The following is a 16,919-nucleotide window of genomic DNA, read 5'->3' as shown; positions in this document are numbered from 1 at the left end:
CTCATGCTGCCGCCTGCTGACCCTCGAGCCAGCCGGCGAAGGCCCGCTTTTCGGCTTCGCTCATATGAAGGCCATGTTTCGTGCGGCGCTCGAGCAGATCTTCCGCCGTACGCGCCCATTCGGTGTCGATCAGGAAGCGGGCTTCGCGCTCGCGGAAAAGCCGGCTGAAGGCCGTGCCGAGCTCCTCGATCGAGGTGGCGCCGCCGATCAACGCGTGTGTCCGCGTGCCGTAGAGCCGGGCATAGTGCTTGGTGAGATCGGCAGGCAGCCAGCGATAGCGGGCGCGAAGCTCGCCGAGGAACTGGTCAAAATCCGCATCCGCCATGTCGCCGCCGGGCAAGTGGGCACCCGCCGTCCAGGCCGTCCCGATCTTTGGAAAGAATGGCTTCAGCCGCTCCAGCGCATGTTCGGAGAGTTTGCGGAAGGTGGTGATCTTGCCGCCGAAGACGGAAAGCAGCGGTGCCTCTCCATTTGCCGCATCCAGCTCGAAAATATAGTCGCGCGTCACCGCCGAAGGGTTCTCGGCATTATCGTCATAGAGCGGCCGGACCCCGGAGAAGCTCTGGATGATGTCCGTATCGGTGAGCTGCTGCTTGAAATAGCGGTTCACCGACTTCAGCAGGTAGGCGATCTCGCCGGCATCGGCCGCGACGTCCTCCGGCCGTCCCTCGTAGGGAATGTCGGTAGTTCCGATCAGTGCCAGATCGTTCTGATAGGGATTGACGAAGATGACACGCTTGTCGGGATTCTGGACGAGATAGGCCTGCCGCCCCTCCCAGAACTTCGGCACGACGATATGGCTGCCCTTGACCAGCCGAACGCTGCGGCGCGAGTTGAGCCCGGCGACCCGGCCGATCACGTCATTGACCCAGGGGCCGGCGGTGTTGACAATGCAGCGCGCCTTGACCTCGGTCTTGGCGCCGGTCTTTGCATCGGTCAGCTCGACATGCCAGAGATCGCCGCGGCGGCGGATGCTGGTACAGGCGGTGCGCGTCAGGACCCGGGCACCCCTCTTCGCTGCATCGAGCGCGTTCGAGACGACAAGCCTGGCGTCGTCCACCCAACAGTCGGAATATTCGAATGCCTTGCCATAGGCCGGCTGGACCGGAGCGCCTTCCGGCGCGGTCCTGAGGTCGAGCGTCCGGGTGCCCGGCAAGCGCTTGCGGCCGCCGAGATGGTCGTAGAGGAACAGGCCGAGGCGGACGAGCCAGGCTGGGCGGTCGACCGGATTATGCGGCAGCACGAAGCGCATTGGCCAGATGATGTGCGGCGCCGATTCCAGGAGCACCTCGCGCTCGATCAGCGCCTCGCGTACCAGCCGGAACTCGTAATATTCGAGATAGCGCAAGCCGCCATGCACGAGCTTTCCGGATCGCGAGCTGGTGCCCTGGGCAAGATCGTCCTTCTCGCAAAGCAGAACGGAGAGCCCCCGCCCCGCCGCGTCGCGGGCAATGCCCGCGCCGTTGATGCCGCCGCCGATGACGAAAAGATCGTATGTCCCGGTGTCGCTCATCGCCGCCCTCAACACGGATTGACCGGCGGCAGGCCGGCGATGTAGCGGCGCACCTCTTCCGCCGCCATTTCGGCCGCATAGGTGACGGTTCGGACCGAAGCACCTGCGATGTGCGGCGTGAGGGTGACGTTGGGGAGCTTCAGCAACGGCCAGTCTTCCGGCACCGGCTCGACCGCGAAGGTCTCCAGCATGGCGCTTGAAAGGTGGCCGCCGACAAGGTTTTCATGGAGCGCCTCATAGTCGCAAAGCGGCCCGCGTGCGGTGTTCACGAAGATCGCCCCCGGCTTCATCTTCGCGAAGGTCTCCGCGTTCATCATGTTCTGCGTTTCTGCGGTGACGCGCGGATGCAGCGTCACCACGTCCGATCGCGCCAGCAGGTCGTCGAGCGAAACGTGCTCGACACCGGCATTGCGGTCCTCGGCGCTGAGCTGCACATAGGGATCATGGACGAGCACCCTGGTGCCGAAGGCGCGCAGCAGTCTGACAACCTTGGTGCCGATGTTGCCGTAGCCTATGACGCCGACGATCATCTCCGAAAGCTCCCGCCCCGTGCGGTCGGCGCGATAGAGATCGCCGCGCCATTCGCCTCGCCTCAGCGCCTCGTGGCCCACCCGGATCAGCCGCGTCTCGGCCAGGATGGCGCCGATCGTGAACTCCGCCACCGCACTCGCATTGCGGCCGGGCGTATTGACGACCCGTACGCCTGCATCGCGGGCGGCATCCATGTCGATATTGACCGGACCGCCGCGCGAGACGGCGACGAGCTTCAAGTTCGGCAGTTGCGAAAGCATCGCCCGCGACACGGGCGCAAGCTGCGTGACCAGGATTTCGGAGTCGCCGATGAAATCGACGATTTCGTTCGGCTTGCCGAGATATTCCTTCAGTCCATCCATGCCCTCGATCGCATAGCCATGTTCCATCGCCACGTCCGGCCAGGGCTGTTCGAGGGTGCGGATCTCATGCCCGTCGCCGCAGGCCGCGACGATCTTGTCGCGGAACACATCCGGCAGCATGAACCGGTCGCCGATGATGGCTATCTTCTTCATTTCGGTCTTTCCTGTTGATCTGCCGATCCGGCCGCGTGGGAGAGCGCGTGCCAGACTGGCCTGAGCGCGAGGCGCGACTGCTGGTAGGCGGGGAAAAGCGCGTCATAGCGACGGACGAGCGCCGCGTCGGCCGGTTCGGCCGGTCGCTGGTGCGGCCGCACCCACTCGCCGACGCAATCGGCCATCGAAGGATAGATGCCGAGCGAAACGGCGGCGATCATCGCCACGCCCGCGGCACCCGCCTCTTCGCGTTCGCTGGTCTGGATGCTGGCGCCCAACGCACCGCCGAGGATGCGGCGCAAAGAGGCGCTCCGCGCCGCCCCGCCGGTCAGGCGAATGCATTCGGGCAGCGGCCCCATTTCGGCGTAACAATCGCGGGCCGCAAGGGCGAGGCCGTCAAAGACGGCGCGCACCATGTCGCCGAAGCCGTGGGTGCTGGACAGCCCCACGAAGGAGGCGCGCGCCGAGGCGTCGACGAAGGGCCCCCGCTCGCCGGCTTCGGAAATATAGGGCTCGAAAAGAAGCGGCGTGCCCTTCGCTTCCTGCAGCCAGCCATCCACATGCGCCAACAACTCGCCCTTGGACTTCTCGACCCCCATCCCCTTGAGCACGCCGCCGGCGATCGAAAGGATCCAGTCGATATTGAGCGTCGCCGCCATGTTCGACTGCATCTGCGTATAGGTGTTCGGGATCGGCATGCACATCGTGTAGCCGGTCAGGTCCCGGTTGAGCCGAACGTCATCGGCGCTCGTCGCCAGGCGCATATGCATGCCGGTCGAGCCGATAATCGAACAGCCGGCGTCGGTCCCCGGGTCATAGAGCCCGGCGCCGAGCGCCGTGCACACCACGTCGACATAACCGAGCACCACGGGCGTCCCGGCCGGGAGGCCGATCGCCGACGCGGCGGCCTGCGACAGCGGATGATGCGATGTTGCGCCATCGACAATTTCCGGCAGCAGATGCTTGAGACTTTCGAGGCCGAGAAAGGAAATCACCGCATCGCAATATTGGCGCGTGCGGAAATCGCCGAAGGTGAAGTTCGCCTCCGATGGATCGGTGGCGCGCTTGCCCGTGAGGTTGAAATAGAGCCAGTCCTTGCAGTGGAAGGCCGTGGTCGCGCCGGCAAGCATCTCCGGCGCATTGTCCTTCATCCAGCGCAATTGCGGCCCCTGCTGGCAGGCGGCGAGTCCGGAGCCGGTGCGCGAGAACCGCTCGACATCGCCGCTGTCGCCACGCAGCCGCTCGACCGTCTCGCTCGCACGTGCGTCGAGCCAGAGCCAGCCCTTGCCGACCGGCTCGCCGACGCTGTCGATCATCCAGGTGCCGTCTCCCTGACCGGTCACCGCGATCGCAGCAACACGGCCAGGGAGGTTCTCGATCCTGGTCGAAAGCTCGACCAGGGTTTTCACGGTATCCGTCCAGGTGCGGCGCAGGTCCTGGACGCTGCCGGTGCGCCCCACCGCCTCATAGCTGTTCGGAACGGCTGCCATGGCGATCTGCCGACCGCCGAGGTCGAAAGCCACCGACTTGATGACCGACGTCCCCGCATCGATGCCGATCAGGATGTCGCGCATCAGGCGAGCTCCTCTCCATGCGAGATCGCCATGCCGCTATCGCCATCGAAGACGTGGAGGCTCGCCGGTTCGAGGCGGATTCCGATCGGCTGCCCGACCTCGAGATTTGTCCGATCGTGCTCGACCAGGACCAAGGTGCCGCCGGCGAAATCCGCCGCGATATGCGTCTGGTCGCCAAGCCACTGATTGACGGCGACGCGGCCGGTGACACCGTCGGCACTGCGCTTGACCGCATAGGGCCTGACGCCGAGAACCACCTGTTGGCGTTTTGTCAGCGCGTCGCGGACAGCATGCGAGAAATCGGAAGCCGCGTAGTCGAGCCGGATACCGTCCTTGAGCCCAAAGGCAAGGCGGCTTTCGGAGGCCGTGACGCTCGCCTCGAAGACGTTCATCGGCGGCTCACCGACGAAGGTACCGGTGAAGAGATTGGCCGGCCGCTCCTTGATCCGCTGCGGCGTGTCGAACTGCTGCAGCACGCCGCCTTCCATGACGGCGATGCGGTCGGCAAGCGCATTTGCTTCGGTCTGGTCGTGGGTGACGAGAATGGCGGTCAGGCCGCGTTCCTTGATGTAGTGCTTGATGCGACCGCGCAGCACGGCGCGCAATTGCGGCTCGAGCTGCCCCATCGGTTCGTCGAGCAGGTGCAGGCTCGCGTCGCGGATCAACGCCCGCCCCAGCGAGGCACGCTGCTGCTGGCCACCGGAAATCGAGCTCGGATAGCGGCCGAGTATATCCTCGATCTCGAGCAGCTTGGCGATGCTCGCCACCTTCTCGTCGACAGTGCTGTGCGCCAGCTTCGAAGCCTTGAGCGCGAAGGCGATGTTTTCCCGCACGGTCAGCGGCGGATAGAGCGAATAGCCTTCGAACGCCATTGCCACGTTGCGGCGAACCGGCGGGAATGTCTGGATCTCGCGGCCGCCAAGCGAGATCTTGCCGCGCGACACCGCCTCGAAGCCGGCGATCATCCGCAAGGTCGAGGTCTTGCCGCAGCCGGACGAGCCAAGGAGCGCGATGATCTCGCCCTTTCTGACATTCATGCTGAGTTTCTTGACGGCGTGGACGCCGTAATCGATCGGGCCGTAGAACTTGTCGACGTCCTTCAACAAAAGCGCGATGTCGCTCATGCCGCTTCTCCATTGCGCTTGGAGGCAACCTCCGATGGCCGCATCAGCCGGCCGCTTTCCTTGTCGAACAGCAGGGTCGCCCGGCTGTTGACGGCAAGGTGCGCGGGTCCGGCCACCGGGCCCGGCGTTCCGGCCGGACGCGAGACAAGGATTTCCCGGCCGCGCGCGGTCAGCGTCAGGGTCACGGTCTTCTCGTTCAGCGGCGTTTCCGCCTCCACCCTGACGGGGATCGCACCCGGCGCCGAGGCTTCGGTGAAGGCGATGCTTTCCGGCCGGATGCCGAGGACGCACGATTTGCCGACGATTTCCGCCCCGAAGCCTGGCAGGCGGAGGCGGACGCCGGAGAGTTCCGCGAAGGCGCCGTCAGGGCCGCGCTGCGGCACGACGTCGAGCAGATTGATCGTCGGGTCGCCGAACAGCCGGGCGATCTCGATGTCCGCTGGCGTGTTGTATATGTCCGCCGGTGTGCCGACCTGGCGCAGGCGTCCCTCAAACATGACGGCGATCCGGTCGCCGAGCGCCATCGCTTCCTTGTAGTCCTGGGTGACGTAGATGACCGTCGCGCCCTGCGCGGCGAGAAGCCGGGGCAGTTCCAGGCGCATCTCGAACCGCAGCTTGGCATCAACGTTGCGCAAAGGGTCATCGAGCAGCAGCAGCGGCGGCGAGCCGACCAGCGCGCGGGCAAGCGCCGTGCGCTGCTTCTGCCCGTTGGAAAGCGCCTTCGGATGGTGAGTGAGCACGTGGTCAATCTTCAGGAGCTTCGCCACCTTCTCGACCCCGGCAGCGATCGCCTCCTTCGACGACCTGCGAGCCGTCAGTGCGCTGGCGATATTGTCGAAGGCGCTCATATGCGGGAACAGCGCGAAGTTCTGGAAGGCCATGCCAACGCCGCGATGCTCCGCATCGACGTCCGTCATGTCCTCGCCGCCAATCAGCACCCGGCCCGCGTCCGGATCGATGACGCCGGCGACGAGCCTCAGAAGCACCGTCTTGCCGGCACCGGACGGGCCGAAGAGCACCAGCCGCTCGCCATCGCCGACATCGAGCGAGAGGTCGTCGAGGACCGTCTGGCTCTTGTAGCGCTTGACGATGTTCTTCAGTTGCAGGGTGGTCATATGCGATTATCCCTTCACCGCACCGAGCGACAGGCCTTCGACGAGGTAGCGCTGGGCGTAGAGTGCGAGAGCAAGCGTCGGCGTGATCGACAGCACGATGGCCGCGGCGATCTGGCCGTATTGGATGCCCGAGGCGGTGACGAAGGCAAGCGCGCCGACCGTCACCGGCTGTTTGTCGGCCGATGCCAGCACCAGTGCGAAGACGAAATTGTTCCAGGCGAAGATGAAGGCGAGCAGGCCGGCCGCCGCGATCCCCGGCCCCGCCAGCGGCAGGGCGATCTTGCGGAAGGTCGCGAACCAAGAATGGCCGGCGATGCGATAGGCATATTCGACATCGGCCGAGATGTCCTCGAAATAGCCGCGCACGATCCAGAGGATGAGCGGCAGGCAGATCAGCTGGTAGACCCAGATGAGGCCGAAATAGGTGTTCGAGAGACCGAGCCACTGGAAATATTGGGTCAGCGGCAGCAGCACGAGCAGAGGCGGTGCGAAGCGGAAGGAGAGCAGCGTGAAAGCGATGTCCTCCGAACCCCTGAACTTGTGCCGCGCGAAAGCGTAAGCGGCGGGTACGCCGAGGAGCAGCGCCACGGCAACTGAGACTACGGAGAGGAACACCGAGTTCCCGAGGTTGCGCATAAAGGCGATGTCGAGCGTTCCGGCGGCGGTCTGCAGTCTGCCGGTGATCAATGCCGCATAATTGTCGAGTGTAGGCGTGAAGACTACCGATGGCGGTATCCTGAGAATCGTCTCGTTTGTCTGGAAGGACATCAGCAGGATCCAGACGATCGGGAACATGAAGAAGACGACGACCAACGTCAGGGCGACGCCGCGCAGGGCCCGTTCGAGCGGAGACATGGTTTCCATCTTGACCTCCTACGCCTCGCCGCGGGCGCGTTCGCGCAGCCGTAGCCAGTTCTTGATAAAGACGTTCGACAGCGCGTAGGTGATTGCCCACAGGATGATCAGCAGCGCGGCGGAGCGGCCGACATTGGTCGACTGGAAGAAGTTGAGATAGGCCTCGACCTGGAAGACGGTCAGCGTATCGCCCGGACCACCCTGGGTCATCGCATAGATGATGTCGAACTGCTGGATCGAGTCGAGCAGCCGGAAGAGCGTCGCCGTCAGGATATAGGGCGTCAACATCGGCAGGGTGATGCGGAAGAAGACGAAGGTGCGCGGTACGCCGTCGAGCGCCGCCGCCTCGAAGGGCTGGGTCGGCAGCGAGCGCAGGCCGGCCAGCAACAGGATCATGATGAAGGGCGTGTAGACCCAGATATCGACGAGTACGACGGTCAGGAGCGCCGTGTCCGGTGAGGATGCCCAGCGGAAGTTCTCCAGTCCGATCAGACTGGCGAAATAGCTCAGGATCCCGAAGCCGGGATTGGTCATCAGCTTCCACATCAGCGCTGCCAGCGCCGGTGCCGTCATCAGCGGCAGCAGCAGCATGATCGAGATGAAGTTGTTCACGGTCGAGCGCCGCTGCAGGAGCAGCGCGATGCCGAGGCCGAGCAGAAGCTCCAGGATCACCGTGGTGCCGGCATAGAGCAGCGACACCCTGAGCGTGTTCCAGAAGCCCGGATCGGTGAAGAAATTCAGATAGTTCTCACCCCAGTTGAACTGGCGTGCCCAGGGCTGGCTCAGCCGGTAGCGCTGGAAGGAATAGACCACCGCCGAGAAAAACGGGATCAGGATGCCGATGCAGACGAGAAGCGCCGGCAGGGAAAGCACATAGGGCAGAACCCTCTTGCTGATCCTGAACCCGCGGGTCCTAGCCCCGGATAGCGTCACTGAAGCCATGGCCAGCTCCGTTCAATTGCTTGTCGATGGCGATGAAGGGGCCGGCCGCGGCCGGCGCAGCCAGACCCCCTCCTCGTATGCCCGGTTAACGTCAGTGGACCGGCCCGCCCAGGGACAGACCGGCATCGCCGCAAATCAGCCGAGACCAGCTTCCGCAAGCTGCCGGTTGATGCTTTCGGCTAGCTTGTCGAGGCCCTCGTCGACCGGCACTTCCTTCGCCACCATCTTCTGGAGCGTCGCCGCCCATTCGGTGGTGAGGTCGAAGAACAAAGGCTGGGCGGTGAAGTGGATCTTGGCGCCCGGCGCGGAAATGTCGTGCATCTCGACATAGCCCGGATAGCTCTTCTTCAGCCGTTCGCGGAAGATCTCGTCCTTCCAGACGGAAGCCCGAACCGGATTGACGAAATCCATCTTGGTCGCGCCGAAGATCGCGTGCTCGAGGCCGCTCGCCCATTGCAGGAAGTACCAGGCCGCATCCTTGTCCTTGGAGAAGTTGGACATCGACAGCGACCAGATCCAGATGTTCGGCGTCGGTGCCGATGCGGCCGGATTGGCGGCGAAGGGCGCATAGGCGAGCTTGCCGGCCATCTTGTTATCGCCGCCGTTCATGAAATAGCCGAGAATGTCGGCGTCGTAGATCATGGCGGAGGCGCCGGCGCCGAGGTCGGTGCCGACCTGATACCAGGTATAGGTCGACCAGTCCTTCGGGCCGCTTTCCTGGATCATCTGCACCCACTTGGCGTGGAAGGCTTTCGACTCCGGCGTGTTCATCGCGGCCGATAGCTTGCCGTCGGCCGAAACGTTCAGGTCCTTCTGGCCGAAGTTCGCGTAGCCGGAGAGGAAGCCCGGATGGATGGTGGCCCAGGAACGCGAGCCGCGCACGCCGATGCCGTAGACGCCACCACCGACGTCCTTGGTGAGCTTTGCGGCGGTCGTCAGCAGTTCATCGAGGTTCTTCGGAACACCGACCCCGACCTTGTCGAACATCTCCTTGTTGTAGGAGAGGTTGTTCTGCTCATAGCCCCACGGAATGCACCATTGCTTAGCGTCTTCCGAACCGAGCGCGCCGCCCGGCTGGCCGTTCCAGGCGCAGGATGCCTTGACGCCCGGCAGGAAATCGTCCCAGCCATATTGCGGGTTGGTCTTCGACGCATCCTTGATCCACTCGTTGAGGTCGGTGATCCAGCCGGCCGGACCGTAGGTCCAGGTCATGTAGGCACCGGTCATGAAGGCATCGTATTCCGTCGAGCTCGATGAGAGCGCCGCCGTCACCTTGTCGAAATAGACGTCCTCGGGGAAGACGTCGTAGGTGACCTCCATGCCTGTCAGGTCCTTGAAGGCCTGCAGGTTGGCGATCATAGCGTCGGCATAGGGATGCTTGTTCAAGAGCAGCTTCACCGACTTGCCGGAATGCGCCTTCCAGTCGAAGTCGGCGGCAAGCGCCTCGGTCGACATCATGTTGAACAAAGTCCCTGCGGTGCCGGCCGTCAGACCTGCCGCACCCAGGCCCTTCAGCAGGCCGCGGCGGTCCACCTCCCCGCGCAGGAATGCGCTTATGAGGTCTTTCTCCTTTTCATACATCTGTTCTCTCCTCCGTTGCGGGTAAGAATGCTCCGCTGAGCTGACCGGCTACCCGACCGGCATTGCCTCCCGGCCGCGGTGGTTTCCTCCCCTTACCGCGGCCTCAAATGTTGCCCGCTAGACGGCGAGCGCTTGCGCCGTTCGCTCGTCGGTGATGAGCCCGTTCAGGAGCCCGCTTTCGAGCACGGCACGGATCGCCCGTGCTTTGATCCTGCCGCCGGCGACCGCCACGGTGCGGCGGTCCCGCAAGTCCTCCCGGCCGAGCGTGAAGGTGCGGTTGGAAAGCGCCGTCTCGATCGGCCTGCCCTTCGCGTCGAAGAAGTGACCGAGCAGTTCGCCCATGGCGCCGCTTTGCTGGATGTCCTCGATTTCGCTCATCTCGATCATGCCGGTCGCGACCAGCGATGCCTCTCGCTCGGCCGTGCCGATACCGACCATCAACAAATCGGCCGACTTCGCCAGTTCGAAGACCTCGCGAACGCCGCGCTGGCTGAAGAGCACGTCGCGGTCCTCCACCGTGTTGGCGAAGAACGGCACCGGCATCACATAGGCTTCCGCACCGGTGCGTTCCGCCAGACGGTGGATCACGTCGTGCGGATTGGCCGAGAATTTGCGCGTCAGGCCGCCGAGCAGGGAGACGAAGCGCGTGTTGTTGCTGGCGGTGCGCGGCAGGTATTCGACGCAGGCGGCAAGCGTTCGCCCGTGGCCGACGCCGATCAGCGCCGTCTCGCCGCGCTCGATCTCCCGCCTCAAAAACTGTGCCCCCGATATGCCGAGCGCCTTCAACGGCAGGTCGTCGCTGTCGAAATCCGGCACCACCTCGCAGTAGTCGAGACCGTAGCGGCCGGAAAGCTTCTGCTCGAGCTCGACGCATTCGGAAACGTCGCCATCGATGTAGACCTTCACCAGGCCTTCCTGATTAGCCCTCATGATCAAGCGGTGGGCTTTCAACGAGGTCAGGCCCAGGCGCTTGGCGACTTCCGCCTGCGTCAACCCGCCGGCGTAATGCAGCCAGGCAGCTCGCGTCGCCATGCTTGCCTCATCATCTCGAACCGCCAATCCCCCGATGATCGCCATTGCTCCGCCCGATGCTGCGCCGCGTGATAATTTTTGCATTGCATGATATTTTTATCGCCTTCTGAAAGAAATTTCATGTTCTGCAAAAAATGTCAACAGCCGGAGAGTTGCAGGAGCCGGTTACGAACAATGGCCGGTCGATGCCTTAGCGGATGCCCGATGGAGGAGCATTCCAGTGGACACTAGAAAATCCGCCGCTTCGTCCCGCCGCGGATAATCGAACTCAGACGGTCGTGAGCAGGGTGACGTGCAGTACCTCGATGCTGAAGAGCTGGGTGTCGCAACGGACGACACAACGAAGCAGTGTCGCCCGTCGAAGTGGACCGGGCCGCGGCGATCGTCGATCTGCTACGGGCCGCGCGGAAACGTCACTCCCGAAGCGCTTCGCGGACACGCTCCCGGGCGGCGTCGTGCGCTTCCAGTGCGGCAGCACCCGTCCTATCCATCGCTTCCTGTGCCGTCCCGATTGCGTCGCCGACCGCAGCATTCGTCTTCGCGGCTAGGCTGCTGCGCATTTCGTCAGCCGCCTCGCCCATGGCTTCGTCCTCGGTGTCCGTGTGGGGCAGCGCCGCCCCGATCGCCGCGCCGACGGCGAAGGCAAGCGCCCCGCCGACGAGCGGCTGATCGCGGAAATGCTGGAGGATCGCCGCATTCAAACGCGCGCCCTGATCTTCCAGCGATCGGCCGGCCGACTGTACGCTGCCAGCGAGAGACCTGCCGGTCTCCGCAATGGAGTCGGACATGCGGCTCGCCGAAGCACTCACCTGTTGCCATGTCCTGGACGCCCAACCGGAGGCCTCGTCGAACAGGGCACCGGTCTCGTCCCTTATGTCTTCGATCTGCTTGCCGGCTGCGTCGGCAAAGCCGCGATAGACCTTGCCGCTCTGGTCGACGAAGTGACCGGCGCGGCGCCCGGCAGCATCCGTCATCGCCCTGAAGCGATTGCCGCTTTCATCAGCGAACTGGCTGTAGCGCTCGCCGAAGCTCTCCTCGACCGGACCGGTTCGTTTCACGGAACCCGTGACTGTCGCGAGCGGATACTCGTCAGCGGCGTTGTCCGTGAATCGTGGCGCGCGTGAGCCCGGATTGGCGAGCAGCCAGGCGAGGCTTACCCCCATCAGCGCCACGGGTAGGGGATTTGCCTTGAGTGCCACGCCGAGATTGCTCAGATATTCAGCGCCGCCGCTCGTCTTGGCATAGTCGAGCACCTCGTCCATCAGTTGGCCCGGCGACATGCGCTCCTGGATGGCGTGGAGCTTTTCCTCGATCCGCTGGCGATCGGCCTCGATCTCTCGCTGCAGTTCGGCGGCCGAGTGCGTGTGGGAATAATCGTTCATTGCACTCTCTCCTTAACAACGTCGATGTCGCGCTGCAGCGAACTGGCCGTTCTCTCGAACTTGAGACTGCTGCCCCGCAACGTCGAGAGACTGCGCGAGATCATCGCCCAAGCGAGGAGTGCGATTGCGACGCCTATGACGACAGCCGACAAGGCATCCGCGTTTGGTTCGGTCACGCCCTGTGCGACGAGAAAGGCGGCCAATCCCTGGACGGCCGCGCTCAACAGCACGCCGATGGCACCGATCGCGAAGATCAAGCCGATGAGAAGCGTCTCCAGGCTGCCTATCGCCCGGTTCACATTCTCGGATGCCTCGGCCTTGGCCAGATCGATTTCCTTGCGGAAGAGTCCAGATATGTCCGCCACCAGCCCGGTCATGAGTTCCGACAGGGGACGGTCGTCCCGATGATTAGCCATTGCGCCGATCCTCCTCAAAATTCCACCCGCCTTCACCGGGTTTGTTGCTTGCCGATGGCGATGGCGACGGCGACGATGGTTGGGAAACGCTCCGCCTGCTGCGGCGATGAGCCGAGGCCGTCAGGAAGCGACTGGCGGCCAATCCGGCGATCGCCGCCATGCCCAGAAAGGCGAGCGGCTGTTTTCGGCCGAAGTCTTCCGCCATTCCGGCAATGTCGCTGAGGTCGCGCCCCTCGATGTCGCGCGCGAAACCTTGCAGCGAACTGCCCATCCGTTTGGCATATCGGCCGAGCGCCCTTTGGTCCGTCTGTTCGAGTTCGCCACCGACTTTCTCAAGGGCCATGGCGACGCTGCTCAGTTGGCGTGCCGTCAGGTTTTTCTCTTCCTCGGCGATTTGGCTGACAGCTTCCTTCGCTTCTTCTGTCCGCTCATCGGCAAATTGCCGGAGCTCATCCAGATCCTCGCGCACGGCTTGCTGCAGCGACCGGTCCGTGGCGCCCTCGGCTCCGCTTGATCCCGCGCCAGGCTGACTGCCGGCACGTTCCGGCGTCGTTCCAGGCCAACTGGGTTGGTCACCCAGACCGCGGCCGCTTGTCTCATTGTTCATTTTGGCTCCTCCCGTCGCGAAACGCGACTGTTTATGTCATTCAAACCAGCCACTTGCAGCCTTGTTCCATAGAGGCAAGGTGAGGTGCGCAGCCGGCGCCGTTCGACGCCTGGGTGGCGCCAGTGCAGTGGCCCTCGGCTGGTCAAGATGATCTGGCGCTCTCGTTATCCTGGCGCTCACTTATTTCCCCGAGGCCCGGAACAAAATTCGGAGGCTGTTGTTAACGAACATTCGCGGGCGCCCGCGGGGCCCCGGCGCGCGTGCCAAGGGAAGCGCCATGTCTTCTGCGATCGTCGACCCTCCGGTCCCCGAGCCGCCCGAATATTCGGTTGCGGCATCCACTTCCCTGCAGGAGCGGCGCCCGAACACCTTGAAGCATGGTGATACCTTCGCCGTGTTCGACCATAACGGCGATGCCTATTGCGGATCTGGCAGCCCCGAAGGGGTGTTTCATCGCGATACCCGCCATCTCTCCCATCTTGCCGTGACGATCAATGGCACTCGACCATTGCTTCTCTCCTCGACGCTCAGAGACGACAACGCGACGTTGACCTGCGACCTCACCAATCCCGACTTTCTGGACGAGAGTGGCGCTGTCGCCCTTGCCCATGATTCGATCCATCTCAGGCGATCCCGCTTTCTCTGGAATGGCACCTGCTACGAACGGATTTTGGTGCGCAACTTTCACGAGAGGCCGCAGCAGATAGAAATCAGGCTGGCCTTTGCGGCCGATTTTGCGGATTTGTTCGAGGTCCGCGGCAAGCAGCGCAAGCTGCGCGGGCAGATGCATCCGCCGACAACCAAGCGGGGCGAGGTTCATCTCTCCTATACTGGTCTCGACGGTCAGAAGCGGACGACCCGCCTCGGCTTCGATCCGCCGCCCTCGCATCTGTCGGCAGCCGAAGCGGTTTACGAGATCGGTCTTACACCGGGTCAAAGCCGAACGCTGTTTTTGGAGATCAATTGCCAGCGTGAGCCAGCGATCACGATCGGTCACAGGTCGTTCTTCTTTGCGCTGAGGGATGCTCGGCGGGCCCTGCGCTCATCATCGGGACGGGCGGCGTCGATCGTGAGTTCGAACGAAGTCTTCAATGAGGTCGTCCGCCGCAGCATATCCGACCTCTATATGCTGATCACCGACACCAACGAGGGGCCCTATCCCTATGCGGGGATTCCCTGGTTCAGCACGGTGTTCGGCCGCGACGCGATCATCGCCGCAATCGAAACCCTGTGGCTCGATCCGGAGATTGCGCGAGGCGTTCTCGCGCATCTCGCCGCCAACCAGGCGACGGATTTCGACCCCCTGTCGGATGCCGAGCCCGGCAAGATCCTGCACGAGGTTCGCTTCGGCGAGATGGCCGAATTACGGGAAGTGCCGTTCCGCCGCTATTATGGCAGCGTCGATTCGACGCCGCTTTTCGTGATGCTGGCCGGACAGTACCTGCAGCGTACGGGCGACATCGCAACGATCCGGACGATTTGGCCGAATATCGAGGCTGCGTTGAAATGGATCGATGACCACGGCGATCGGGATGGCGACGGCTTCGTCGAATACGGCCGCCGGACCGAGGAGGGGCTCATCAACCAAGGCTGGAAGGACAGCCACGACTCCGTCTTCCACGCGGACGGGACGCTCGCCAGAGGGCCGATCGCCATTGTGGAGGTACAGGCCTATGTCTACGGCGCCTGGGAGGCAGCCTCGAGGATGCTCCGGGTTCTGGGTCAAGAGGATCGGGCCATAGAGTTCACCCGCCGGGCCGACGATCTGCGGCATCGTTTCGACTCGGTCTTCTTCGATGCCGAGCTCGGCACCTATGTGCTCGCCCTCGACGGCGACAAGCAGCCGTGCCGAGTCCGCTCCTCCAATGCCGGCCACGCCCTGCTCACCGGACTTGCCATTCCGGAGCGGGCCGAAGTGGTCGCAAAAACGCTGATGTCCGGCGCCTCGTTTTCGGGCTGGGGAATCCGCACCGTGCCGGTCACCGAAAGACGTTTCAATCCGATGAGCTACCACAATGGCTCGGTTTGGCCGCATGACAACGCGCTGATCGCACTCGGTCTGGCACGTTACGGCTACCGCCAGCAGGCCGCCCGGATCTTCGAGGGCCTGTTTGCCGCCTCGACTTATATCGAGCTGCGCCGCCTTCCGGAACTCTTCTGCGGTTTTCCGCGCCAGCGCGCCCAGGGCCCGACCTTCTACCCGGTCGCCTGCAGCCCACAGGCATGGGCCGCTGCAGCGCCCCTGTCGCTGATCCAGTCCTGCCTCGGAATTGAATTTTATACGAAGCAGATGCAGATCACTTTTGACACGCCCTACCTGCCCGATTTCATCGAGGAGCTCGAAATCGGGAACCTGCAGATCGGCTCTGGTTCCGTCGACGTTGCGGCAAACCGTTCCGGCACACGGGTCGTCATCGACGTCATCGAACGGCGCGGACATGTGCGCGTCGTAACGCTCATTTGACTGACCAAATCGTGGATGCGCGCGGCGTAGTGATTTTTGATGTGGCGGGGCAGAAATGCGGAGCCCGGAGGCTTTCCGCCCCTCGGACGAAGGGCGGAGCTCGCGCGGGCGAGGAAAAGCTTGAGCGCCTTTCACCCGCAGGCGCTTCACTTTTAGAAGCGATCAGCGCGTGCGCGCCACTTTCTTCGGCGAGGGAAGAAGGCCTTCCCGCTGCAGTTTCTTGCGAGCAAGCTTGCGCGTGCGGCGAACGGCCTCGGCCTTTTCGCGAGCACGTTTTTCGGAGGGCTTTTCGTAGGCGCTGCGCATCTTCATTTCGCGGAAGACGCCTTCGCGTTGCATCTTCTTCTTGAGAACGCGGAGAGCTTGGTCGACGTTATTGTCTCTGACGAGTACCTGCAAAATACATCCTTTCCGTGTCGATAAGGTTACTACATGATCCCGTCAATAGAACCGACGGGTGGCAATTCAAAATGCTACAGCGACCTTGGCGGGGTTACCGACCACGTTGGCGCTGAGGGCAGGCATTTCACTTGGCTGTCCTGACGCGCAACGGCTTGAGCCAGGGCTTGCCTGCGACCGCCGCCGCCGGACTGTGTGCCTTGGCCGGCAAGGCCGTTTCCGAAGCATCGATATCGTGTTCGAAGATGCGACGTTCAAAGGTCTCGGTACCGAACCGGACGCGATACTGCGCTTCTCCGTGTTCGGCTGCGGGCAGAATGCCGACGATGCGGCAGGTCCTGTTGGCGGCCAACGTGCGCACAAGGTCGGCTTTCAACACAACCGTATCGCCAACATTGTAGATGTTCCGGCTCATCGCATCTCCTTCGTCTGTGCCCTTCGGGGCACAAGCAAAAAAGGCCGGGCGTTACCCCGACCTCCTCTTGAGCGCCGCGCGTCCTTTTCGAACACGCAGGGCGCTCCGTCATTCAAACGCTCCCTGCCAGTACATCCGTGGTCAGCGGAGGCGAATGACGAATTATGCGGCTCGCAGATTGTCTGCCGAGCTCTTGCCGGACCTGTTGTCGCGGACGATGTCGTAGGTAACCTTCTGACCTTCGACGAGCGAGCGCAGTCCTGCTCGTTCAACGGCGGAGATGTGGACGAATACGTCCGTCGAGCCGTCGTCGGGCTGGATGAAACCGAAACCCTTGGTGCTGTTGAACCACTTTACGGTGCCTGAACTCATAACAATTTCCTTTCAATGGTGAGATTACGGGCAAATAATCACCCGAGTGGATCGATATTTGAAAGGAAATCTGACGAAGCGC

At 63.3% G+C, this 16,919-nt stretch carries 16 protein-coding genes; 1 reads left to right on the top strand and 15 read right to left on the bottom strand.

From position 1 onward, the window contains the following. Position 1: 1 nt before the first annotated feature. The 12 genes from CO676_RS27465 to CO676_RS27410 all read right to left on the bottom strand — a co-directional run bounded on the left by CO676_RS27465 (position 2) and on the right by CO676_RS27410 (position 13,187). Entirely contained in the window at positions 2 to 1,513 is a 1,512-nt protein-coding gene (locus tag CO676_RS27465) for a glycerol-3-phosphate dehydrogenase (RefSeq protein ID WP_097523408.1), read from the bottom strand. Positions 1,514 to 1,521: 8 nt separating this feature from the next. Next, positions 1,522 to 2,559 (bottom strand): 2-hydroxyacid dehydrogenase, encoded by a 1,038-nt coding sequence (locus CO676_RS27460; RefSeq protein ID WP_097523407.1) that lies wholly within the window; start codon positions 2,557 to 2,559, stop codon positions 1,522 to 1,524. Continuing rightward, the gene (locus tag CO676_RS27455; protein WP_097523406.1) at positions 2,556 to 4,133 is read right to left on the bottom strand and encodes an FGGY-family carbohydrate kinase; all 1,578 of its coding nucleotides are present in this window, start codon (positions 4,131 to 4,133) and stop codon (positions 2,556 to 2,558) included. Before CO676_RS27455 ends, CO676_RS27460 begins: the two co-directional genes overlap by 4 nt. Then, the gene (locus CO676_RS27450; RefSeq protein ID WP_097523405.1) at positions 4,133 to 5,257 is read right to left on the bottom strand and encodes an ABC transporter ATP-binding protein; all 1,125 of its coding nucleotides are present in this window, start codon (positions 5,255 to 5,257) and stop codon (positions 4,133 to 4,135) included. Before CO676_RS27450 ends, CO676_RS27455 begins: the two co-directional genes overlap by 1 nt. Further along, positions 5,254 to 6,372, bottom strand: coding sequence for an ABC transporter ATP-binding protein (locus tag CO676_RS27445; protein ID WP_097523404.1), 1,119 nt, complete (start codon positions 6,370 to 6,372; stop codon positions 5,254 to 5,256). Before CO676_RS27445 ends, CO676_RS27450 begins: the two co-directional genes overlap by 4 nt. Before the next feature lie 6 nt (positions 6,373 to 6,378). Next, positions 6,379 to 7,236, bottom strand: a complete 858-nt coding sequence (locus CO676_RS27440; protein ID WP_014762075.1) for a carbohydrate ABC transporter permease — start codon at positions 7,234 to 7,236, stop codon at positions 6,379 to 6,381. Between the two features lie 9 nt (positions 7,237 to 7,245). Further along, positions 7,246 to 8,169 (bottom strand): sugar ABC transporter permease, encoded by a 924-nt coding sequence (locus CO676_RS27435; protein ID WP_097523403.1) that lies wholly within the window; start codon positions 8,167 to 8,169, stop codon positions 7,246 to 7,248. A gap of 135 nt (positions 8,170 to 8,304) precedes the next feature. Beyond that, complete coding sequence (locus CO676_RS27430) at positions 8,305 to 9,750, bottom strand: extracellular solute-binding protein (RefSeq protein WP_097523402.1); 1,446 nt, start codon at positions 9,748 to 9,750, stop codon at positions 8,305 to 8,307. A 117-nt stretch (positions 9,751 to 9,867) separates the two neighbouring features. Further along, entirely contained in the window at positions 9,868 to 10,827 is a 960-nt protein-coding gene (locus CO676_RS27425) for a sugar-binding transcriptional regulator (RefSeq protein ID WP_097523401.1), read from the bottom strand. Positions 10,828 to 11,195: 368 nt separating this feature from the next. Then, entirely contained in the window at positions 11,196 to 12,164 is a 969-nt protein-coding gene (locus CO676_RS27420; RefSeq protein ID WP_097523400.1) for a DUF3618 domain-containing protein, read from the bottom strand. Next, complete coding sequence (locus tag CO676_RS27415; RefSeq protein WP_014762080.1) at positions 12,161 to 12,580, bottom strand: phage holin family protein; 420 nt, start codon at positions 12,578 to 12,580, stop codon at positions 12,161 to 12,163. The genes CO676_RS27420 and CO676_RS27415 overlap by 4 nt, the downstream gene beginning before the upstream one ends. Further along, a complete protein-coding gene (locus CO676_RS27410; RefSeq protein ID WP_097523399.1) occupies positions 12,573 to 13,187 on the bottom strand; it encodes a nutrient deprivation-induced protein in 615 nt (204 codons plus the stop codon). The genes CO676_RS27415 and CO676_RS27410 overlap by 8 nt, the downstream gene beginning before the upstream one ends. A 277-nt stretch (positions 13,188 to 13,464) precedes the next feature. Between CO676_RS27410 and CO676_RS27405 the strand changes: the two genes are divergently transcribed. After that, the gene (locus tag CO676_RS27405) at positions 13,465 to 15,651 is read left to right on the top strand and encodes an amylo-alpha-1,6-glucosidase (protein ID WP_097523398.1); all 2,187 of its coding nucleotides are present in this window, start codon (positions 13,465 to 13,467) and stop codon (positions 15,649 to 15,651) included. 162 nt (positions 15,652 to 15,813) lie between these two features. On the opposite strand, the gene rpsU is transcribed toward CO676_RS27405, so the two are convergent. The 3 genes from rpsU to CO676_RS27390 form a co-directional block, all read right to left on the bottom strand. After that, the gene (gene rpsU, locus CO676_RS27400) at positions 15,814 to 16,050 is read right to left on the bottom strand and encodes a 30S ribosomal protein S21 (RefSeq protein ID WP_014762084.1); all 237 of its coding nucleotides are present in this window, start codon (positions 16,048 to 16,050) and stop codon (positions 15,814 to 15,816) included. Between the two features lie 127 nt (positions 16,051 to 16,177). Beyond that, positions 16,178 to 16,465 carry a hypothetical protein gene (locus CO676_RS27395; protein ID WP_014762085.1) on the bottom strand — a complete coding sequence of 96 codons (288 nt, stop codon included), beginning with the start codon at positions 16,463 to 16,465 and terminating at the stop codon, positions 16,178 to 16,180. A gap of 162 nt (positions 16,466 to 16,627) precedes the next feature. Beyond that, on the bottom strand, positions 16,628 to 16,837 hold the full coding sequence (locus CO676_RS27390; RefSeq protein WP_014331580.1) for a cold-shock protein: 210 nt from the start codon (positions 16,835 to 16,837) through the stop codon (positions 16,628 to 16,630). Positions 16,838 to 16,919 lie beyond the last annotated feature (82 nt).

Origin of the sequence: Sinorhizobium sp. BJ1, from assembly GCF_002531555.1 — a bacterium.
GTDB lineage: Bacteria > Pseudomonadota > Alphaproteobacteria > Rhizobiales > Rhizobiaceae > Sinorhizobium > Sinorhizobium fredii_B.
The sequence above is the reverse complement of the archived record's forward strand: the minus strand, read 5'-3'. Positions and strand labels throughout refer to the sequence as shown.